Source organism: Streptomyces phaeochromogenes (assembly GCF_001418655.1).
GTDB classification, from domain to species: domain Bacteria; phylum Actinomycetota; class Actinomycetes; order Streptomycetales; family Streptomycetaceae; genus Streptomyces; species Streptomyces phaeochromogenes.
Genome location: NZ_LIQZ01000044.1, coordinates 66,184 through 86,866 on the forward strand (window position 1 = coordinate 66,184; position 20,683 = coordinate 86,866).

The 20,683-nt window shown below is 71.2% G+C and carries 20 protein-coding genes; 10 read left to right on the forward strand and 10 right to left on the reverse strand.

Features of this window, described 5'->3' with window-relative positions; translation table 11 throughout:
• The first annotated feature begins 25 nt into the window (after positions 1 to 25).
• The 3 genes from AOK17_RS06720 to AOK17_RS06730 all read left to right on the forward strand — a co-directional run bounded on the left by AOK17_RS06720 (position 26) and on the right by AOK17_RS06730 (position 2,189).
• Positions 26 to 778, forward strand: coding sequence for a GntR family transcriptional regulator (locus AOK17_RS06720; RefSeq protein WP_055611387.1), 753 nt, complete (start codon positions 26 to 28; stop codon positions 776 to 778).
• 159 nt (positions 779 to 937) lie between these two features.
• On the forward strand, positions 938 to 1,579 hold the full coding sequence (locus AOK17_RS06725; protein WP_055611388.1) for an ATP-dependent Clp protease proteolytic subunit: 642 nt from the start codon (positions 938 to 940) through the stop codon (positions 1,577 to 1,579).
• Position 1,580: 1 nt separating this feature from the next.
• Positions 1,581 to 2,189 carry a ClpP family protease gene (locus tag AOK17_RS06730; protein WP_055611389.1) on the forward strand — a complete coding sequence of 203 codons (609 nt, stop codon included), beginning with the start codon at positions 1,581 to 1,583 and terminating at the stop codon, positions 2,187 to 2,189.
• 72 nt (positions 2,190 to 2,261) lie between these two features.
• Here AOK17_RS06730 and AOK17_RS06735 read toward each other — a convergent pair whose 3' ends face one another.
• The 5 genes from AOK17_RS06735 to AOK17_RS06755 form a co-directional block, all read right to left on the reverse strand.
• Positions 2,262 to 2,699: a helix-turn-helix domain-containing protein gene (locus AOK17_RS06735; RefSeq protein WP_055611390.1), complete on the reverse strand. Its 438-nt coding sequence runs from the start codon at positions 2,697 to 2,699 to the stop codon at positions 2,262 to 2,264.
• Positions 2,700 to 2,770: 71 nt separating this feature from the next.
• Positions 2,771 to 3,205 carry a hypothetical protein gene (locus AOK17_RS06740; RefSeq protein WP_055611391.1) on the reverse strand — a complete coding sequence of 145 codons (435 nt, stop codon included), beginning with the start codon at positions 3,203 to 3,205 and terminating at the stop codon, positions 2,771 to 2,773.
• A gap of 117 nt (positions 3,206 to 3,322) precedes the next feature.
• Entirely contained in the window at positions 3,323 to 4,327 is a 1,005-nt protein-coding gene (locus tag AOK17_RS06745) for a cation diffusion facilitator family transporter (protein WP_055611392.1), read from the reverse strand.
• A 139-nt stretch (positions 4,328 to 4,466) separates the two neighbouring features.
• Entirely contained in the window at positions 4,467 to 6,032 is a 1,566-nt protein-coding gene (locus AOK17_RS06750; RefSeq protein ID WP_055611393.1) for a CAP domain-containing protein, read from the reverse strand.
• Positions 6,033 to 6,138: 106 nt separating this feature from the next.
• A complete protein-coding gene (locus tag AOK17_RS06755; RefSeq protein ID WP_055611394.1) occupies positions 6,139 to 6,819 on the reverse strand; it encodes a TetR/AcrR family transcriptional regulator in 681 nt (226 codons plus the stop codon).
• 120 nt (positions 6,820 to 6,939) lie between these two features.
• On the opposite strand from AOK17_RS06755, the gene AOK17_RS06760 reads away from it, so the two are divergent.
• Entirely contained in the window at positions 6,940 to 7,875 is a 936-nt protein-coding gene (locus AOK17_RS06760; RefSeq protein WP_055611395.1) for an SDR family oxidoreductase, read from the forward strand.
• A 61-nt stretch (positions 7,876 to 7,936) separates the two neighbouring features.
• Positions 7,937 to 8,920, forward strand: coding sequence for an aldo/keto reductase (locus tag AOK17_RS06765; RefSeq protein ID WP_055611396.1), 984 nt, complete (start codon positions 7,937 to 7,939; stop codon positions 8,918 to 8,920).
• Positions 8,921 to 9,060: 140 nt separating this feature from the next.
• Here the strand turns inward: AOK17_RS06765 and AOK17_RS06770 are convergent, their stop codons facing one another.
• Positions 9,061 to 10,275, reverse strand: a complete 1,215-nt coding sequence (locus AOK17_RS06770) for an MFS transporter (protein ID WP_055611397.1) — start codon at positions 10,273 to 10,275, stop codon at positions 9,061 to 9,063.
• Between the two features lie 64 nt (positions 10,276 to 10,339).
• On the opposite strand from AOK17_RS06770, the gene AOK17_RS06775 reads away from it, so the two are divergent.
• Positions 10,340 to 10,735: a MerR family transcriptional regulator gene (locus AOK17_RS06775; RefSeq protein ID WP_055611398.1), complete on the forward strand. Its 396-nt coding sequence runs from the start codon at positions 10,340 to 10,342 to the stop codon at positions 10,733 to 10,735.
• 5 nt (positions 10,736 to 10,740) lie between these two features.
• Here the strand turns inward: AOK17_RS06775 and AOK17_RS06780 are convergent, their stop codons facing one another.
• Both AOK17_RS06780 and AOK17_RS06785 read right to left on the reverse strand, forming a co-directional pair.
• Positions 10,741 to 11,487 carry an MBL fold metallo-hydrolase gene (locus tag AOK17_RS06780; RefSeq protein WP_055611399.1) on the reverse strand — a complete coding sequence of 249 codons (747 nt, stop codon included), beginning with the start codon at positions 11,485 to 11,487 and terminating at the stop codon, positions 10,741 to 10,743.
• Between the two features lie 60 nt (positions 11,488 to 11,547).
• Positions 11,548 to 11,823, reverse strand: a complete 276-nt coding sequence (locus AOK17_RS06785) for a YkvA family protein (RefSeq protein WP_055611400.1) — start codon at positions 11,821 to 11,823, stop codon at positions 11,548 to 11,550.
• A 194-nt stretch (positions 11,824 to 12,017) separates the two neighbouring features.
• Here AOK17_RS06785 and AOK17_RS06790 point away from each other — a divergent pair, with 194 nt between their 5' ends.
• Together AOK17_RS06790 and AOK17_RS06795 are read left to right on the forward strand one after the other, a co-directional pair.
• The gene (locus AOK17_RS06790; RefSeq protein WP_206190692.1) at positions 12,018 to 13,220 is read left to right on the forward strand and encodes an FAD-dependent monooxygenase; all 1,203 of its coding nucleotides are present in this window, start codon (positions 12,018 to 12,020) and stop codon (positions 13,218 to 13,220) included.
• 79 nt (positions 13,221 to 13,299) lie between these two features.
• Positions 13,300 to 16,512: an amidohydrolase family protein gene (locus AOK17_RS06795; RefSeq protein WP_055611401.1), complete on the forward strand. Its 3,213-nt coding sequence runs from the start codon at positions 13,300 to 13,302 to the stop codon at positions 16,510 to 16,512.
• 73 nt (positions 16,513 to 16,585) lie between these two features.
• Here AOK17_RS06795 and melC2 read toward each other — a convergent pair whose 3' ends face one another.
• Entirely contained in the window at positions 16,586 to 17,410 is an 825-nt protein-coding gene (melC2, locus tag AOK17_RS06800) for a tyrosinase MelC2 (RefSeq protein ID WP_055611402.1), read from the reverse strand.
• A 26-nt stretch (positions 17,411 to 17,436) separates the two neighbouring features.
• Positions 17,437 to 17,808: an apotyrosinase chaperone MelC1 gene (gene melC1 / locus AOK17_RS06805; RefSeq protein WP_055611403.1), complete on the reverse strand. Its 372-nt coding sequence runs from the start codon at positions 17,806 to 17,808 to the stop codon at positions 17,437 to 17,439.
• Between the two features lie 339 nt (positions 17,809 to 18,147).
• Here melC1 and AOK17_RS06810 point away from each other — a divergent pair, with 339 nt between their 5' ends.
• Together AOK17_RS06810 and chvE are read left to right on the forward strand one after the other, a co-directional pair.
• Positions 18,148 to 18,978: an aminoglycoside adenylyltransferase family protein gene (locus tag AOK17_RS06810; RefSeq protein ID WP_245697032.1), complete on the forward strand. Its 831-nt coding sequence runs from the start codon at positions 18,148 to 18,150 to the stop codon at positions 18,976 to 18,978.
• A 552-nt stretch (positions 18,979 to 19,530) separates the two neighbouring features.
• On the forward strand, positions 19,531 to 20,628 hold the full coding sequence (chvE, locus tag AOK17_RS06815) for a multiple monosaccharide ABC transporter substrate-binding protein (protein WP_055611405.1): 1,098 nt from the start codon (positions 19,531 to 19,533) through the stop codon (positions 20,626 to 20,628).
• The last annotated feature ends 55 nt before the right edge of the window (positions 20,629 to 20,683 follow it).

Below are 20,683 nucleotides of genomic sequence, written 5' to 3' on the forward strand. Positions count from 1 at the left end.
TGATGCTCAAGGACAGGCGCTGATTGTGACGCTCAAAGACAGGCGCAGGGACGACGGCCCGGACGCGGACTCCTACAAGACGGAGTCCTTCAAGCACGAGGCGCTGCGACGGCTGCTCCAGGCCGACATCGCCCGGATGCGGCCCGACGAGGCGCTGCCCACCGAACGGCAGCTCGCCGAGCGGTACGACGTCAGCAGAGCGACCGCCCGGCGCGCGCTCCAGGCACTGCGCGAGGACGGCCTCATCCGCAGTGTGCGCGGCGTGGGCACCTTCGTCTCGCACCCTCAGATCACCAAGACGTCGACGCTCACCTCGTTCTCCGAGGACCTGCGCTCGCGCGGCTACCAGCCCAGCGCCGAACTCCTCGCCGCGGAGGTGGTCGAGGCCGACCTGCACCACGCCACGGCCCTCGGCGTCGATCCCGGCACCGCCCTGCACCGCATCGAACGGCTGCGCCTCGGCGACGACTTCCCCATCTGCCTGGAGACCGTCTACCTCTCCGCCGAACGCTTCCCGAGCCTCGACGAGTCACTCCTCAAGGGCTCGCTGTCCGAAGCGCTGCAGAACACCCACGGTGTCAGGGTGGTCCGGGCGACCCAGCAGATCCGGGCGGTGAACGTGACCGGCCGCCAGGCCCGCCTCCTCGGCGTCAAGGAGGGCTCCGCCGCCCTGCTCGTACGACGCACGGCGTTCGACGACACGGGGCATGTCGTGGAGTACGGGGAGTCGTTGTGCCGTGGCGATCTGTACGAGTTCTCGCTGGTGGTGACGAAGTAGCCCCTGCTCGCGCCGGGAGCTCTGTGGGCTCAGTGGGCTCGGCGGCGGCTCTGCTGTTGGCGAATCTGCTGCGGGCCGAGATTCCTTCCGCGCTGCCGTCGTCCGGCCGAGGGTGGAGACACCGCGGTGATCCCGGCCGCGCCACCACAAGGAGGAGCGATGGCACGATTCAGCAGCACCCTGGAACCCAGGGCCGAGGAGGGGGACACCCCGCCGTCCCGGTTCGACGACCACCTCGCCGCCCAACTCCTCAACCAGCGCATCGTGTTCCTCGGCACGCAGGTCGACGAGGTTTCCGCCAACCGCGTCTGCGCACAGCTCCTCCTGCTCTCCGCGGAGGACTCGCGCACGGACATCGGCCTGTACATCAACAGCCCGGGCGGATCGGTGCACGCGGGCCTGGCGATCTACGACACGATGCGGCTCATCCCGAACGACGTGTCGACCCTCGCCATGGGCTTCGCCGCGAGCATGGGGCAGTTCCTGCTCACCGTCGGCACCCCGGGCAAGCGCTACTCGCTCCCGAACGCGCGGATCATGATGCACCAGCCCTCGGCCGGCATCGGCGGCACCACCGCAGACATCGCCATCCAGGCCGAGAACCTGCAGTTCACCAAGGAGAGCATCGAGCGGATCACCGCCGAACACACCGGCCAGAGCGTGGAGACGATCGCCCGCGACGGCGACCGCGACCGCTGGTTCACAGCCGACCAGGCCAGGGAGTACGGCATGGTCGACCGGGTCGTCGAGTCCCTCGACGACGTCCGCCCGGCCTCCTCGAAGCGACGGATGGGACTCTGACATGAGCCAGTACACGATCCCGAACGTGGTCGAGCGCACCCCGCAGGGCGAGCGCGCGTACGACATCTACAGTCGGCTGCTGTCCGAGCGGATCATCTTCCTCGGCACCGAGATCGACGACGGTGTCGCCAACGTCGTCATCGCGCAGCTGCTCCACCTGGAGTCGTCCGCACCCGAGCGGGAGATCGCGATCTACCTCAACTCGCCCGGCGGATCGTTCACTTCACTCATGGCGATCTACGACACGATGGGCTACGTCGGCGCGCCGATCTCGACGTTCTGCGTCGGCCAGGCCGCCTCGACCGCCGCGGTGCTCCTGGCCGGGGGAGACCCCGGCCGGCGCTTCATCCTGGAGCACGCGCGGGTGCTGCTCGGCCAGCCCGCGAGCGGTGGTGCGCGGGGCACGGTCTCCGACCTGAGCGTGCAGGCCAAGGAGATGATCCGCATCCGCTCCCAGGTCGAGGAGGTCCTGTCCCTGCACACCCACCACCCCGTCGAGACCCTGCGCGCCGACATGGACCGCGACAAGATCTTCACCGCGCGGGAGGCGGTGGAGTACGGGCTGGCCGACGAGGTGCTCAGCCGACGGCTGGTGCCCGCAGCGGCTTGACGCCGCCTGACCATGTCGCCGCCGCTGAGCCTCAGCGGGCTCGGGGCCTCAGCAGCTCAGGCCCTGAGCGCCTCAGGCGGCGAGGCGGATGTCGCCCAGCCGGGACCGCGCCTCGGTGCGCCGGGGCGCGGTGCGGGACCCGGACCTGAGGGGCTGGGAGGTGAGAGGCCGGGACCTGACGGGCTGGGCCGGTCGCGCGAGCCGGCCGTGCGCCAGCGCGAGCAGATCGGCGAGGCCGAGCCCGAGCGCGTGCGCGGCGGCAGCGAGGACCTCGGACGAGGCCTCCTTGCGGCCCCGCTCCAGCTCGGAGAGGTACGGCATCGAGATCCGGGCCGCGTCGGCCACGTCCTTGAGCGTCCGCTCCTGGGCGAGCCGCTCACGCCGCAGCACATCACCCACGACGTCACGCCACAACGGCTCCTTGGGCGCAGGCTCCTCCGGCTTCGCCGGTACGGCCGGTACGGGTCGCAGGGGAATGACACGGGCTTCGTCGGACGCGTGGCTGCTCACCCCTCCACCCTAGAAAGCGCGGCGCGATTCGGGGAGGTCATCGCGTTCTGCCCTCGGCGAAGCCCGGGCCCTCACCGTTCCAGGAGCCGCTGCCGCCACCAGGCCCCGGGCGGCTGCCACTGAGGGGTCTCGCGCCTCCACGGTTCGGGAAGGGTCCGCCGCGCCAACTCCTCGTCGGCACGGGCGAGTCGGCGTCGGAGATCCGTACGGGCGCCCGTCGGCAGCCGGTACAGGGCGTCCTCCAGCGTGTCCCTGGCTTCGAGTGCACAGCAGCAGGGGCAGTTCACGTCGATCAGCCAGGCGGCGAGGTCCTGCCCGGGCAGGCGAAGGACGGACTCGTACCTGGCGAGCGCTTTCGCGACGGCGTCGGGCCACAGATGTTCCGCCTCCACCCGGCGGACGGCCGCCCGGGTCAGCGAGGAGACACCGCCGATCCGGCGGACGGTCACATGTCTGGAGGGCTGCCACCGCTCGGCGCGGACGGCACCGGGCCGCCTACGCGGCACGGCCCTTTCGGGTCGACGTCATACGGGCATCGTGCACGATCACGTCGGCCGGGCGCGACCGGGTTTCTCCGGCGCGCGGTCACCGCCGTCGTGAACTCCCGCCCGCGCCCTCGGTGTTCAGTGGGCGTGCGGCTCGTCGCGGTGCACCGGGCCGTGCGGGGCCTCGCAGTGCGAGCCGTCGTCGTAGGCGGCCCCGGTGCGGACCTCCAGGACCTCGGCGGGGGCGTGGTCGACCTGGAGGGTGGTGTGAGTGATCTCGTGGTCGCTCTGCAGGATCTTCTCCAGGTCCCGGCGCACGGTGTGGCAGTCCGCGACGGGCTCGACCAGGATGTGCGCGGACAGCGCCGGCTGCCCGGACGTGATGGTCCATATGTGCAGGTCATGAACCTCGGAGACCGAGGGGTGCGCGACCAGCTGGTCGCCGATGTCGTCCGGATCGAGGTGCGCGGGCGCCGCCTCCAGGAAGATCCGCCCCGACTCCCGTACGAGCCCGTAGCCCGCCTTGAACATGAGGGCCACCACGACCAGTGTGGCGATGGCGTCGGCCCGCGCGAAGCCCGTCAGCAGCACGATGAGACCGGCGATCGCGGTACCGATGAACGCGAACAGGTCGTTGAGTATGTGCTGGTAGGCGCCCTCGACGTTGAGCGAGGAGCGGTTGGCCTTCGAGATGCACCAGGCCGCCGCGATGTTCACCACGATCCCCGCCAGGGCCGTGCCGAACACCAGCCCGCCCTCCACCTCGGGCGGGTCGATCAGCCGCCGCACCGCCTCGTACGCCAGCCAGGCGCCGAGCAGCAGCAGCGTGAGCCCGTTCGCCTGCGCGGAGAGGATCTCGGCGCGCTTGAGGCCGTACGTGAAGCCGCCGCGGGCCGGTCGCGCGGCCAGCCGCATCGCGATGAGCGCCAGCACGATGGACACGGCGTCGGTCAGCATGTGCGCCGCGTCGGAGATCAGGGCGAGCGACTGGGCCAGGATGCCGATGACGACCTCGGCCGCCATGAACGTGGTGATCAGCGTCAGCGCGATCGCGAGCCAGCGGCGGTCGGCGTCCGCCGACACACCGTGAGAGTGCCCCGCGTGCCCGTCCGACCCGTGGTGGTCGTGGTGCGCGCTGGTCATGTGTGTCCCCCTCGATGCGGTGTCCGACTCCCGCAGTGAAGCGCACCTCGCGGAGATCGGCAAAGGCTGCACCGGTGACCGTTGTCATCATCGTTAACAGGCCTCTGACCTGCGACGAAGAATTCCCGGCGGGGTCGGGTCAGGCGCCGAAGAGCTGTGTCCAGTACGTGCCTGCCGAGCCGCCGCCCGCGAAGCCGACGCCTATGTGGGTGAAGGCCGGCTTGAGGATGTTGGCGCGGTGGCCGGGGCTGTCCATCCAGCCCTGGACGACCTCGGCGGCGGAGCGCTGGCCGCACGCGATGTTCTCGCCGATGGTGCGCCGGGTGCTGCCGGCAGCCGCGGCCCGGTGCCAGGGTTCGCTGCCGTCGGGGGAGGTGTGGGAGTAGAACGCGCGGGCCACCATGTCCGCGCTGTGCGCCTGGGCCGCGTTGGTGAGCAGGGTGTCCACGGCCAGCGGTCGAAGACCGGCCCGGGCCCGCTCGGCGTTGGTGAGCGTCACGACCTCCGCGGCCGTCTGCGCCAGCCCGGCGGGGGTGAGGGGCCGGGCCCACAGCGCCGTCCAGTAGAGGGTGCCGGAGCGGCTGTCGGGCACGTACGCCACACCGGCCTCGGTGAACGCCGGGTCGTGGATCGTGCGCCGGGACTGCTCTGAGGACAGGCAGTACTCCACGAACCCCGCGGCGTCGAGCGGGCCGGAGACCAGGTGCTCGCCGACCGTGAGATACGCGTAGCCGCTCGCGGTGAGGCGCTGGTAGACCGAGAGCCCGTCCGCGCCCTCGGAGCCCAGGCTGCCCCGCGCGGCCATGCCCGCGGCGTGTGTGTGCGCCGCGGCGGTGAGGCGGGCGTCGAGGGACACGGGCGGGGCGCCGACGGCGGCCCGGGCGGAGTTCACGAGGCCGAGGAACTGGTTGGAGGCGGGCCCTGCGACGCCGGGAGCGGCGGCAGAGGACCCTCCGGCCGAAGCGCTGCCCGCGTTCCAGGCGGTGTTCCCGGCGGGCGTGCGTCCGGTGTTCCCGGCCGGGGAAGGAGCCGTGCTCCCGGCCGGGGGACGACTTGTGCGCCCTGCCGGACTGGGACCGGAGCTCCCGGCCGGAGTGCGACCCGAGCCCCGGAGCCGCCCGAGCCCGGCACGCGCGGCGTTGAGGGCCGTCGCGACACCGGCGCCCCTGGAACCCGGGACGCCGGAGCCCCCGGGAGAGGCACCGCCGCCCGCCCCCGAGTCGGCGTCCTCGCTCACCTCGACCCCGAAGTCCCGGGCTATCCCGGCGAGTCCGTCCGCGTACCCCTGGCCCAGGGCGCGCAGCTTCCACGTGGTCCCGCGGCGGTAGATCTCGGCGAGCAGCAGCACGGTCTCCTGCTGGGGGCGCGGCGGGGTGAAGCGGGCGAGCACACCGCCGCCCGGGCCGGTCACGCGCAGGGTCGGAGCGGGCAGCCGGCCCAGCGCGGTGCCGGGCTCGGCGGGGCTGACGACGACGGTGACGCGGCTCGCCCCGGACCGCAGCGCGGGCGGGTCCACGGTGAGCGTCTCGCCGTGCAGCCGCGCACCGGGTGCGGTCGGCTGGTTGTAGAACACGAAGTCGCCGTCGCCGCGCACCTTGCCGCTGTCGTCCGTGATGAGCGCGGACACGTCGAACGGGCCGGGCACATGAAGGGTCAGGGTGCCGCCGGGCAGGGGCAGATTGCCGCCGGGAACCAACTCGCTCATCGTGCCGCCTGTCGGGGTGCTGGTCGCTGTGCCCGCCCCGAGGGGCGCTGCACGGACAACGTCCCACGGGTGCGCGCGGGTTCCTGAGCCCCGGCCCCCGGTTCTGTCAGTCTGCCACCCGGGCCAGCAGGCCGGACAGCAGGACTTCGAGCGACTCGCGCAGGACCGTGGCGAAGTCGAGGCGCAGGACCGCCAGTTCGGGGTCGGACTCGTAGACCGCGAGCACGGCGGGCGACGGGTGCGCGTGCGGCCAGGCCGCCGTGACCACCATGAGCGCGGCGGCGACGAACCGTACGGCGTCCCGCTCGTCGAGTTCCGGCACATGGGTGCGGACGCGTTGTGCCAGGGCGAAGACGTGCGCGATGGAGGAGCGCTTGTACTGGGCGGCGACCTCCGTCGACACGTTCCGCTCCAGGACCGCGGCCTGTGCGCTGATCAGGTCGCACAGCACCGGACGCCCGGCGAACGCGTCCGTCATGACCGCGGCGAGCCGGTCGGCCCGCTCGGTCACCGGCGCGTCGGCGTCGACGGCTTCGGGAAGCGCGGTGTCGAGGTGCTCCAGCAGCTCCTGCGACGCGGTGCCGAGCAGTTCCAGGAGGACGGCCTCGCGGGACTCGAAGTAGCGCAGCACGTTCGACTTCGCGAGCCCCACCCGGCGGCTCAGTTCGTTGAGGCTCACCTGCGCCACGGGCATCTCGCCGAGCATCGCGGCCGTGGTGTCCAGGATCGCCTTGCGGCGCACGGCGCGCTGCTCCTCGCTGCGGGCGCGCTGGAAGGTGTTTGCCATGCACGCAGTCTACAGACCCCCGGTCTGTTGTTATCGGACCACCGGTCTGCTAACTTGAAATGCAACAGACCGCCGGTCTCCTATTCCTTGGAGTGCCGTGCGAACACCGAAGGAGTCATCGTGGCCACCTCATATGTCGTCCCCGACCAGACCGGGAAATTCGCCGTCGTCACCGGTGCCAACAGCGGCACGGGCAAGGAGACCGCACGTCGCCTCGCGGAGGCCGGCGCCCGCGTCGTCCTGGCGGTGCGGACCGTCGCCAAGGGCGAGCAGGCCCGCGCCGAGATCCTGGCCCGGCACCCGCACGCACAGCTGGAGGTGCGGCGCGTCGACCTGGCGGACCTGGCCTCCGTCGAGGCGTTCGCCGACGGGATCCTGGCCGACGGCACCCCGCTCGACCTGCTGGTGAACAACGCCGGAGTGATGGCTCCGCCCACCCGGATGACCACTGCCGACGGCTTCGAACTCCAGATGGGCAGCAACTACCTCGGCCCGTTCGCCCTCACCGTCCGGCTGCTGCCCGCCCTGCTCGCCGCACCGGCGCCCCGCGTGGCCACCATGAGCAGCGGCACGGCCAACTACGGCCGCATCCACTTCGACGACCTCCAGTGGGAGCGTCGCCGCTACAGCTCCAACCTGTCGTACGCCCAGTCCAAGCTCGCCAACCTGATGATGGCCCGGCAGTTGGCCGACATCGCCGCGGAGCACGGCTGGAACCTGCTGAGCACGGCCGCCCACCCCGGCTACACCGTGACCAACCTCCAGAGTGCGGGCGCGAGCCTCGGCCGTGACAAGCCGAAGCGATCCCTGCTCACCGCGCTCGACTTCCTGCCCAAGCAGCAGGTCGAGGAGGGCGCCGAACCACTGCTGTACGCCGCCACGAGCCCCGAGGCCACGGCGGGCGCGTACTACGGCCCGGGCGGCAGGTTCGGACTGGTCGGCCCGACCGCCACCGCCCGCATCACGCGCCGCGCCCTCGACACCGGGACGAACCGCCGGCTGTGGACCGAGTCCGAACGTCTCACCGGAGTCGCCCTCACCGCGGCCGTCGCCTGAACGGTCCCGCCGTACGGGGGCTGAGTCCGAGGAATCCGGGACCGGGTGCCAGACTGCCCCCATGGATGAGCGCGAATTCGGCAGGTCAGGACAGCACGCATCGGTCGTGGGACTCGGCACATGGCAACTCGGTGCCGACTGGGGCGACGTGGACGACAAGGAAGCCCTCGCGGTCCTGGAGGCCGCCGCCGAGTCGGGCGTGACGTTCTTCGACACGGCCGACGTGTACGGGGACGGGCGCAGCGAGGCGACCATCGCCACCTTCGTACAGAGCAGGCCCGACCTGCATGTGCTGGTCGCGACCAAGATGGGCCGCCGGGTCGACCAGGTCCCCGAGAACTACGTACTCGACAACTTCCGTGCCTGGAACGACCGTTCGCGCCGCAACCTCGGTGTCGACCGCATCGACCTGGTGCAGCTGCACTGCCCGCCGACCCCCGTCTACTCGTCGGACGAGGTGTTCGACGCCCTCGACACCCTGGTCGAGGAGGAGCGGATCGCCGCGTACGGCGTGAGCGTCGAGACATGTGACGAGGCGCTGACCGCGATCGCCCGGCCGGGTGTCGCCAGCGTCCAGATCATCCTCAACCCGTTCCGTATGAAGCCCCTCCAGCGGGTTCTGCCCGCGGCGCGGGAGGCCGGCGTCGGCATCATCGCCCGCGTGCCCCTCGCCTCCGGGCTGCTCTCCGGCAAGTACACGAAGGACACGGTCTTCGCGGAGAACGACCACCGTACGTTCAACCGCCACGGTGAGGCCTTCGACCAGGGCGAGACGTTCTCCGGCGTCGACTACGTGACCGGGGTCGAGGCCGCCGCCGAGTTCTCGGCGCTCGCCCCGGAGGGCGTCACCCCGGCCCAACTGGCGCTGGCCTGGATCGTCCAGCAGCCCGGCGTCACCACGGTCATCCCCGGCGCCCGCTCGCCCGAGCAGGCCCGCGCGAACGCGGCTGCCGGCAAGCTGCCAACCCTGCCGTCGGAGACGCTGACCGCGATCTCCGACCTGTACGACCGGCGGATCAAGGGGCAGGTGGAGGCCCGCTGGTGACCGTTCGCTCCGCGGGCGGTTCCGGGCTGAACGCAGGTTGTTCTCCGCGGGTGTGGCTGGGCTGAGCGCGCAGTTCCCCGCGCCCCTTCTGGGGTGCGGGGAACCGCGCGGCAAGCCACGGACGGCCCGCAGTCTCAGAATTACCGCTTGGCCCCGGCAGGGAACCCATGACCCCGGGCCACCACAACCACCACCGGAACCAGCAACAACAGCACGCTCCACGGGAGCGAACCGGTGCCGAGGTGGTCGAACAGGACGCCTCCGGCCACCCCGCCGCCGGCCATCGCCGCGTTCCACAGGGTGACGAGCGCGGCCTGCGCGGCGTCGGCCGAGTCACCGCCCGCGTCGGTCACGGCCGTCTGCAACAGGGTGGGGGCACCTCCCCAGCCGAGCCCCCACAGCGCCACCGCGGCGTAGACGAGTGCGGGGCTGTCGGCCGGCACGGCCAGGAGTGAGGCCGCCACGGCGACGAGCAGCGCGCTCGCGAGCGTCAGGGCGCGCAGACGCCGGTCGATGCGCGCACCCACGAACCAGATGCCGGCCAGGGACGCGACGCCGAACACCAGCAGTACGAGATCCGTCGAGCCGCCCATGCCCAGCCCGTCGAGGAACGTGGCGATGTACGTGTACAGGATCGTGTGGGCCAGGACGAAGACCAGCGTGACGAACAGGACCGATGTCACCCCCGGGATCGTCAGGACGCGCAGTGTCGGGACCCGGCCCGCTCCCCGCCCCTGACCCGGCTGGTCCGGAACGCCCGCCGCGATCCAGCCGAGCAGGGCGACCGCGAGCACGGTCATCAGCGTGAACGTCACCCGCCAGCCGAGCACTTCGCCGAGGAAGGTCCCCGCGGGCACCCCCAGCGACAGCGCGACCGGAATGCCCGTCATCACGATCGCCATCGCCCTGCCCTGCAGATGGGCGGGCGCCAGCCGGCGGGCGTAGCCGGCCAGCAGCGCCCAGGCCAGGCCCGCGGCCACACCGGCGACGAACCGGGCCGCCATGGTCAGGGAGTAGTCGGTGGAGACCGCGGTCACCGTGTTGGCGGCGGCGAACCCCGCCATCGCCGTGAGCAGCAGCCTTTTGCGCCGCCATCCCGAGGTGGCCGCGGACAGGGGGATCGCGGTGAGTGCGGTGCCGATGGCGTAGACGGTGACCGACTGCCCCATCGCGGACTCACCGACGCCGAGGTCGGCACTCATCGCGGGCAGCACGCCCGCCGGCAGCGTCTCGGTGAGGCTCGTGACGAAGACGGCCGTGGCCAGGGCGAGGAGCGCGGCGAGAGGGAGCCCGCGCCCCTCGGCTCCCTCGGCCGGCTCGGAGGAACCGGTCGGTTCTGTGGTGTGGGTGCTCATGCCGCGTATGCTCGAACCCTCACATTGATGTGAAGGTCAAGCGGCGAAGTGAGAGGTCGGTCGGATGCGGATCGGGGAGCTGTCGGAGCGCACCGGCATCCCGCGGCGGTTGCTGCGCTACTACGAGGAGCAGGGGCTGATCACGCCCGAGCGCTGCGAGAACGGCTACCGCTCCTACGACGAACGCCTCGTGGACCGTGTCCAGCAGATCCGCGGACTGCTCGACGCCGGGCTGCCGACCCGGATCATCAAACAGATCCTGCCCTGCCTCGACGGTCCCGGCACCATCCACTTCCCCGATCCGACCCCGGAGATGCTGACCACGTTGGAGCTCGAACTCGACCGCATGACCCGGCGCATCGACTGCCTCGCCCGCAACCGGGACGCGATCGCCGCGTACCTCGAAGTGGTACGCGGCGACGGGCCGTCGGTGGGTGATGCTCGGTCCGTGGAGGCCTGATCGGGTCAGGCGGCCCGTTCCCGGGCCCGCTGGGCCGCCTCGCGTACGGAACCGCGGTGCACGGGACCGTGACCGGGCAGCAGGACGTCACCCGAGAGGGCCTCGAAGGCGTCCAGCGAGGACAGTGCGCCGGGGAGGTCCCGGTGGAACATGGTGGGCAGCAACTGCGGGCCGCTCGTGCGTGAGGTGGGATGTCCGCTGACCAGCCCGTCGCCCGATATGACGACGCCCGCGTCCGGCACATGGAAGGCGCAGTGGCCCGCAGTGTGGCCGGGGGTGTGCACGGGAACGGGGCGGCCGGGCAGGTCGAGAGCGCCCTCGCCGGGGAACGGCCGCGGCTCGGTCACCGGAACGTGGGCGGTGCCGCCGGAGCGCAGCGCGTGCACGGCCCACGGCACCACGCCGGGACGCCAGGCGTTCTGCAGCACCTTGCCGATGGTCACTTGGTGGAGGAAGTCCCGGCGCGCGTGCGGGACTTCGGCCTCGTGGGCGTAGACCGGCGTGCCGTACGTGTGACTGAGGTACTCGGCCGAGCCGATGTGGTCGTTGTGGGCGTGCGTGACGAGTACGGCCGCGACCGCTTCGGGTGAACTGCCCACGGCCGACAGGGAGGCGAGGACGCTCTCGCGGTCTCCGGGGTAGCCCGTGTCCACGAGGGTGACGGCGTCCCCCTCCGCGAGAATCACCCAGTTGGTGTTGCTGCCGTGTACCAGATGGATGCCGTCGGCGACTTGATGGATGTCTGCCTGCATGATCGTCCCGACCTAGAGGTCCCTGCCTGACGGACACAGCCAAGCAGATCCGCGGGCACCTCAGCGCAGTGGGTCGGACGAAGCGCGCATGGACCGCAGTGCCAGGAGCAGTACGGCGATGTCGTCGAAATAGGCGGGGTCGGGCATGAGGTCGGTCGGCAGCACGACATAGGCGACCGCTCCCCAGAAGACCCAGCGGGGACCGGTCGGCAGCCCGGCCCGGCGGAGCTCCCGCCGGGTACGGACCAGCCGGACCAGCAGTACGACCGCCGCCCCGAGGGCCACCGCCAGCACGGCCGCGACGGCGAGAACCAGAATCCATGTGTTGGTGTCCATCAGCCCTTCCCCGACTCGTCCGCTGCTCTTCTTCGAATGCCCAGGTTCGCCCGCTTCACCACCGGCGAGCCGGTCCGACACGCGGCGCGGGACGTCGGCGTGCCTTCCGGCCGACCCCTACTCTGTGCTGTCGATTGATCACCTTGAGCGAACAGGGTGAACGGAGCGAACAGAGTGAACAGTGGGGTGCGCGTGTGAAGATCGCCTGCGTCGGCGGTGGGCCCGCCGGTCTGTACTTCTCGATCCTGATGAAGCTTCAGGACCCGGACCACGACATCACGGTCCATGAACGGAACCCGGCCGGTTCGACCTACGGATGGGGGGTGACGTACTGGGCGAGCCTGCTCGACAAACTGCACGAGGGCGACCCCGAGTCGGCGCGCGCCGTCAAGGAGAACTCGGTCCGCTGGAGCGACGGGGTCGCGCACGTCGGCGACCGTACGACGACGCACCACGGCGACGAGGGCTTCGGCATCGGCCGCCGGCAGCTGCTGGACCTCCTCGCCGAGCGCGCCCGGTCCCTGGGCGTACGCGTCGAGTACGAGAACGAGATCGCCGACGGGGACCGACTGCCCGACGCCGACCTGGTCGTCGCCTGCGACGGCGTCCACAGCGGCGTGCGCGAGCGGCACACCGACCACTTCGGCCCGGAGGTCGGGCTCGGCCGGAACAAGTACATCTGGCTGGGCACCACGAAGGTCTTCGACGCCTTCACCTTCGCCTTCGTGGACACACCGCACGGCTGGATCTGGTGCTACGCCTACGGGTTCAGCGGGGACCACAGCACCTGTGTCGTCGAGTGCTCCCCGGAGACCTGGACGGGCCTCGGCCTCGACCGGGCCGACGAGACGGAGGGCCTCGTCCGCCTCCAAGAGCTCTTCGTCAAGCTGCTGGACGGCCACCGGCTGATCGGCCGGGCGAACACCGGCGGCAGCGCACAGTGGCTGAACTTCCGCACTCTCACCAACCGCGCCTGGTCCCACGGCAACGTCGTCCTGCTCGGCGACGCCGCCCACACCACGCACTACTCCATCGGCGCGGGCACCACCCTCGCCCTGGAGGACGCCATCGCACTCGCCCACTCCCTGCGCGCGGAGCCCGAACTCGCCCCCGCCCTCGTGGCGTACGAGAAGAAGCGCAAGGCGGAGCTGCTGTCCGTGCAGAGCGCGGCCCGGCACAGCGCCCAGTGGTACGAGAGCCTGTCGCGCTACATCGGCCTGCCTCCGGCGCAGATGTTCGCGCTCCTGGGCCAGCGGCACTCCCCGCTGCTGCCGTACGTCCCCCCGCAGCTCTACTACCGGATCGACCGGGCGGCGGGACAGCTCGAAGCGCTGCGCAGACTCAAGCGGTGGCTGGGCCCGAAGGTCGCGCGGACCCTGCATGCCAAGCGGGGCTGACGCCTCGTCAACATCCCACCCCTTTGGCGAGAATGGCGGTGTTGCTCACGCGCCGGGAGATGCGCGAGCGTGCTGAGTCATGGACCGTGACCGGAGCAACGCCGCCTTCACTCCTGCCTACTCCCTCTCCCTCTCCCGTCGTCAACTCCTCGCGGCGGCGGGCGCCGCCGGTGCCGTCACCGCCATAGGTGTCGCACCGGCCGCCGCGCAGCCGCCCGGCGAGCTCTCGGTGTCCTTCACGGCGGCCACCAACGGCTCGGCGACCCTCGCGCCGGGCGGGGACCGGCTGGTCGCCGAGGTCCAGAACGTGCTGTGGTCCCTCCCGCGCACCGGCGGCAAGGCCGTCCCGCTCACCCCCGCGGATCTCGAACCGAACCGCCCCGTGCACGCCCCCGACGGCAAGCTCATCGCCTTCTGCGCCTACCGGGGCGGCGGCTTCCACATCTGGACGATGCGGCCCGACGGCTCGGACGTACGACAGCGCACCGACGGGCCCTGGGACGACCGGGGTCCCGCCTGGTCGCCCGACGGCACCCGGATCGCCTTCGCCTCCGAGCGCGGCGGCGACCAGGTGACCGGCAGTCCGTACCGCGTCCATGTACTGGACCTGCGCACCGGTGACATCGCCCGCGTGACCGGTCTGCCGGGCCAGGAGGGTCCTTCGCAGGACGGGGCGTGGGAGGACTTCGACCCCACCTGGTCGCCGGACGGGAAGCGGATCCTCTTCGTCCGGGCGAAGGGCGTCACCACCGCCAACGGCCTCGGACTCGACGCCCGGACCGTCGCCGCCGTCCCCGCCTCGGGCGCGGGCCCGGTCGTAGTGGAGCACACCGAGACCGCTGCCGCCCAGATCCTGGCCCCCGCCCTCGCGGCCGACGGGCGCCGCCTGGCGTACTTGCGGACCACCGCGTCACCCAACGGCTCGTGCACGCTCGTCGTCGACGGTGAACCCGTTCCGGTCGCCGGGGACATCGCACCGGTGCCGCCCCGCTGGACGCCGGAGGGCGAACTGCTGCTCACCGTGGACGGCCGCTTCACCGTCGTGCGACCGGAGAAACCGGCGGAGGCGGACGCGATCCCCTTCGAGGGCGTACTGCCCGTGGACCGGCCGCGCTACAAGGTCAAGGAGTACGACCTGGGGGAGGCGGGACGGGCGCGGCCGGTGCGGGGCATCCACCTGCCCGCGCTCTCGCCCGACGGACGGCAGATCGCCTTCGCGGCCCTCAACTCGCTGTGGCTGGGAGACAGTTCGGGCGGCCGGCCGCCGGAGCGGCTGCGTCGCGCGGAGCCCACCACCTACCTGCTTGGCCCCTCCTGGGCGCGCGACGGACGCTCGCTGCTGTACGCGGACGACCGTGACGGGCTGCTCGGCGTGTACCGGCGAGATCTGGCCACCGGCGAGGAGACCGCGCTCGCCACAGGCGGCCGGGTGCATCCGGCGCTCTCGCCCGACGGGAAACGGCTCGCGTGCCTCGACATGAGCGGGCGGCTCGTCGTCCGGGACCTCGCGGCCGGTACGGAACAGGTGCTGGCGACGCCGCTCGGCGCGGGCGGTCTGCCCGGCCGGCCCAGCTGGTCGCCCGACGGCCGCCACCTCGCCCTCTGCGACCGCAACCGCCTCAACCTCCGCTTCCGGGAGGGCTACAACCTCGTACGCGTCGTCGACACCACTACCGGCACGGACCGTCTGCACACGGTCGCCGCGCATGTCTCGATCTCCGACCGGTACGACTCGGGGCCCGTCTGGTCGCCCGACGGACGCTGGCTGGCGGTGATCGTCGAGTCCGCGCTGTGCCTGCTGCCCGTCGCGCCCGACGGCACCCCGCGCGGCGCCCTGCGCACCCTCACGACCGAACCGGCCGACCACCCGTCCTGGTCCGGCGACTCGAAGACCTTGCTGTACCTCTCCGGCACCCGGCTGCGCCTCATCGGCGTCGACGGCGGCCCGGCCCGTACCGTCCGCGTGCCGCTCGACCAGCGCAGACCCGCACCGGCCGACACGGTGGTGCACGCCGGTCGACTGTGGGACGGCACCGGCGAGTCCGTACGCGACGACGTCGACATCGTCGTACGCGGCGGACGCGTCACCGCCGTCGAACCGCACCGCGGACGCACGGCCCTCCGCCTGATCGACGCCTCCGAGCGGACCGTCGTGCCCGGGCTGTGGGACACGCACACCCACCCGTGGCAAGTCACCTACGGGGGCCGGCAGACCGTCGGGCAGCTCACGTACGGCATCACGACCGCCGTGTCCCTCGGCGGGTTCGCCTACGAACAGGCCCGGATCCGTGAGGCGGTGACGTCGGGTCAGCTCGCCGGGCCCCGGCTGCTGACCACCGGCGAACTGCTCGACGGGTCCCGGGTCGCGTACAGCATGGGGCGCGCCCACCGGACCAGGGACGGGCTGCGGCGCTCACTGGAACGGGGCGCCGCGCTGGACTGGGACTTCGTCAAAACCTATGTGAGGGCGCCGAGTTGGGTGATGGAGGAGTCGGCCCGGTTCGGTCACGAGCGGCTCGGTGTGCGCTCGGGGAGCCATCTGCTCTCGCCCGGCGTGCAACTGGGCCAGGATCTGACGACCCATCTGCAGGCCACTCAGCGCTACGAGTCCGGGCACGCGATCACCGCGTCCGGGCGCGCCTACCAGGACGTGATGGAGATCTACACGGCGCGAGGCGTCAACTTCGGCCTGATCGCCACGCCGTTCACCTCCGCGCCGCTCCTCGGCGCGGACCCCGCCCTCGCCGACGACCCCCGGGTCACCACCGTGATGCCGCCCTGGGACGCCGCTCTGGTCCGGCAGGGGGCGGGCGTGCCACCGACCCCGGCCCAACTCGCCACGCTGCGTACGGAGACGGACATCTACCGGCGGATCCTGGCCGCCGGAGGCATCGTCGCCCTCGGCACCGACCAGCCGCTCGTCGCCGTCGGCCTCTCGCTCCACATCGGCCTGCGCGCGCTGCACCGGGGAGGCCTGTCCCCGGCGGCGGCCCTGCGCACCGTGACCGTGCTGCCCGCGCGGCTCTTCGGCGTCGACGACGACCTCGGCACGGTCCAGCCCGGCAAACTCGCCGACCTGACCATCGTGGACGGTGACCCGTTCGAGAACTTCGACACGCTCGTACGAACCGTCTCCGTACTTCGTGGCGGGGTGCCGTACACGACCGACGAACTCGTCGCCGCTTACGAGCCGGTCCCCGAACGCGCGGCACGCCACGCTGCGGGCGAGGACGACTGGCTGGACGTCGGACGCCTGATGCGCCGGGACGGATGCTGCGACCCGGGCCTCTGAGCGATGCGATGCGGCGGGCCCGCCCGTGCCGTGAGGCAGAGGGCGGGCCCGCGCTGTCGTCGGGCCGCGGCGGTCAGGCCGTGTCGAACGTGTAGTGCCTCGTGTGGTCCAGCAGATCGGCGGGCGTGGAGTCGTTCCACGGCTTCATGGTCTCGCCGCGGTCGACGACGTCCGGTGTGCCCGCGAGGGGCAGATAGCCGGAGTCCGGGTGTCTGCGCTGCCACTCGGCCCACAGCTTGTCCACGTACGCGTGGTGCAGCCAGAAGACCGGGTCGTTCGGGGAGACGCCGGTGCCCATCTGGCCGCCCACCCACACATGGACGCGGTTGTGGAGGTTGACGCCCCGCCACCCCTCCAGGTGGTTGCGGAAGCCGTCGGACGCGCTGTTCCACGGCGCCATGTCGTAGGTGGACATGGCGAGCACGGACTCGACCTCGGCGGGAGTGGGCAGTTGCCGGCCGCTGCCGCCGAGCGAGCGGCGCAGATACGTGCGCGTGTCGACGCGTACGGATATGGGCCAGTTGCCGGTGGACGCGGCGAACGGACCGTCCGTCACCCGGCCGTCGACGGAGCGGCCCGTGCCGCCGAGGAAGTCAGGACCCCACAGGGCGGCCCGGGTCGTGCGGTCGGCGCTCCAGTCCCAGTACGGCAGCGCCACCGAGGCGTCCACCGACTGCAGCGCCCGCTCGAACTCCAGGAGGAATCTGCGGTGCCAGGGCAGGAAGGAGGGCGAACGGTGGCCGACTCTTTCGCCGTTGTCCGTGTCGCCGAGTATGAACGCGTTGTGGGTCGTGACGAAGCCGTCGTACCGGCCGGTGCGCTTCAGCTCGATCAGCGCGGCGACCAGCCTGCGCTTCTCGTCGGCCGTCAGGTTCGCCTGGTTCTTGCGTACGGTCATTGCAGTGAACTCCGGTGCTTCGTATGTCAGTTGAACGGGACCAGGGGTGCGCCCCGGAGCTCCTCGACGGCGGCGCGAGCCGCCGCGCGCGGGCTCGGCACCGGGTCGTAGTGGCTCACGACGCTGATCCAGGTCCCGTCGGCGTTGCGCATCACGTGCAGCTCGACGCCGTCCACGAACACCGCGTAACCGGCGCCGTGATGATGTCCGCCGCCGGACGGCCGGCCCTGTATTCGACGGCCCCGGTAGACCTCGTCGAAGTCGAAGGGTGCGGGCGAGGGCCCGCCGTGGTGGTCCGCGGCAGAGGCCCGCGAAGGTGAGACCGCGGTGAACGCGCCGGCGGTGACGGCCAGTCCGGCCGCGCCCCGCAGTGCGCGGCGGCGAGTGGGATCGGGCATGCGGATACGTCCTTGTACTCGGTCCGGCGGCATGCGCTGTCGCATATGCCGCCGGAATTGGACCAATTGATGATTCGTATGCCTATCGGGCCCTCGGGGGTGCGGGGAAACCGCGGCGACCTGGTTGGCTGCGATCCGGACAATTGGCTACATGTCATACAAGGTTGAACAAGGGTGATCTTGCTGGGGAAAGGGCTTGTGGAGGCCCGGGCCAGGGAACTTCGCATCCTCGATGCGGCCCGTGGCGGTGATCTTCCGGGTTCCCGTGCATCCCGTGGTGTCGATCACGCCAGGAAACTGACGTGAATGCCCACCTTCGGTCCGTCTACGATCCGTGCCGTGAGCGACCACCGGCCTCAACTCGACCAGGTTCTCCGCCTGGTGCACGACGTACTCGGTGCGGAGGTCGCCGGCGTCTTTCTGCACGGCTCGGCAGTCCTCGGCGGCCTGCGGCCCGACAGTGACCTCGATGTGTTCGTCGTCGCCCGGCGACGCATGACGGACCGCGAGCGACGCGACCTGCTCCATGGGCTGCTCGGGATCTCCGGCCGCGGCGCCCGGAACGGAGAGCCGGCCCGGCCGGTCGAGCTGATCGTCGTCGCCCAGGGTGACGTCCGGCCCTGGCGGTACCCGCCGCGCTGCGAGTTCCTCTACGGCGAGTGGCTGCGCGAGGAGTTCGAGCGGGGAGAGGTGCCCGCCCCGGCGGGCATGCCCGATCTGGCGCCGCTGATCACGATGGTGCTCCTCGGGGACACCCCGCTCTTCGGGCCGCCGCCCGCGCATCTCCTGGACCCCGTGCCGCACGAGGACCTCCGGCGCGCGATCGTCGCAGGGGTGCCGGAACTGCTGGTCGACCTCGCGTCGGACACCCGCAACGTCCTGCTGACCCTCGCCCGCGTCTGGACGACCCTCGCGACCGGCACGGTCACCTCGAAGGACGCGGCGGCCTCCTGGGCGCTCGACCGCCTCCCGGACCGGCACCGGCCCGTACTGGCCCGTGCGCGCTCCCTCTATCTCGGCGGCCGGGACAGCCTCGCGGCCCCTGCGGACCTTCCGGATTCCGTAGGAGCCGGAAGCGAGTCGTGGGACGGTGAGATGCCGGCGGTCCGTGCGCATGTCGATGTCGTCGTTCGCGCGATCGAGCAACTAGCCGAGCGGGGCGGGCACTAGGAACCGGATCGTCCACATAAGGCCGCAAGTGGCGATCGCCCTGGCCAGGCCGATCGTGCGGCGTCGCAACTAATGTGATGAAAGAGCGCCACGGGGGGCGTACGCCGGGATACGCTCCCCGCGCACCCACGTTCGAGTCCGCGCTCGTGGGGGCCGGTCATCCCCGGCCTGGTCGTGTGCGGGCTCAGCGGGGCCCGAACGCGAGAGACATACCGTCCGGTCTGACGCTCCACCCCTCACCGCGACCCGGTGAGGTCGGCCGATCCCGGAAGGCTCCACGCGCCCGGGCACCGGCCGACCTTGGCGTCCGCCACCGGTACGTACGAGTAGTACGAGCCCTTCCGGTGCGGCGCCCCGAACCCCCTTGTCAAGGCAGCCCCGGCGCGACCTCGGCACCGAACGACGCACAACGGCCTCCGCCCTGGGACCGTGCGCTGCGGACGTCTCCCTCACGATCTGCCGTACCGGCCGGACGTGGACGACGGCCGACGGCCGCCCGGCGTACACGCGGCCGCCGAGACCCACCGACTGCCTGTCACCCAGTGAGGAACAATGAGCATGCGCGCCCGCACCACCGTAGCTGCGGCAATATCCACGGTCCTGACCCTCTCTCTCGCCTCATGCGGTGAAGGTTCCGACGCCGGCAGCGGTGACGAGACCGCATCGGTGGGCATCGCCATGCCGACGAAGACGTCCCAGCGGTGGATCGACGACGGTCGGAACATGGTCGACGAGCTCAAGGGGTTCGGCTACACCACCACCTTGAAGTATGCCGACAACGACCCGAAGAACCAGGTCGCGCAGGTGGAGGCCATGATCGACGACGGCGTGGACGCCCTCGTCATCGCCTCGGTCGACGGACGCGCTTTCACCGACGTCCTGAGCAAGGCGAAGGACTCCGGCATCCCCGTGATCTCCTACGACCGGCTGATCCTCGGCAGCGACGCCGTCAACTACTACGCGTCCTTCGACAACGTGAAGGTCGGCGCGCAGCAGGCCGACTTCATCGTGGAGTCGCTGGGACTCGTCAACGGCAGCCGCAAGGGCCCGTTCACCATCGAGCTCTTCGCGGGTTCGTCCGACGACAACAACACGCGCTACTTCTTCGACGCCTCGATGGAAGTGCTGGAGCCGTACATCCAGAACGGCGACCTGATCGTCAGATCCGGCGAGACCGACCTCGACCAGGTGACCACCCTCCGCTGGGACGGCCCCACGGCGGAGAAGCGCATGAACAAGATTCTCGACTCGAAGTACAACGGCCAGACCATCGACGCGGTCCTCTCGCCGTACGACGGCATGTCCCTCGGCATCCTCAACGCGCTGAAGGAGCACGGGTACGGGGGTGCGGGGAAGCCGCTGCCCATCGTCACCGGCCAGGACGCCGAGGCGCCCTCCATCAAGTCGATCGTGGAGGGCGAGCAGACCCAGACCATCTACAAGGACACCCGCGAGCTGGCACTGGTCACCTCCTACATGGTCAACTCCGTCGTCCACGACAAGAAGCCTGCGGTCAACGACACCAGGACGTACAACAACGGCAAGAAGGTCGTGCCCGCGTACCTCCTGGAGCCCGTGAGCGTCGACAAGGGCAACTACGAGCAGGTGCTCATCGACTCGGGCTACATGAAGAAGAGCGACCTGAAGTGAAGTGAACCGTGAACGCCTGTGGGGCGGGGAGAGATCTCCCCGCCCCACAGGCGTT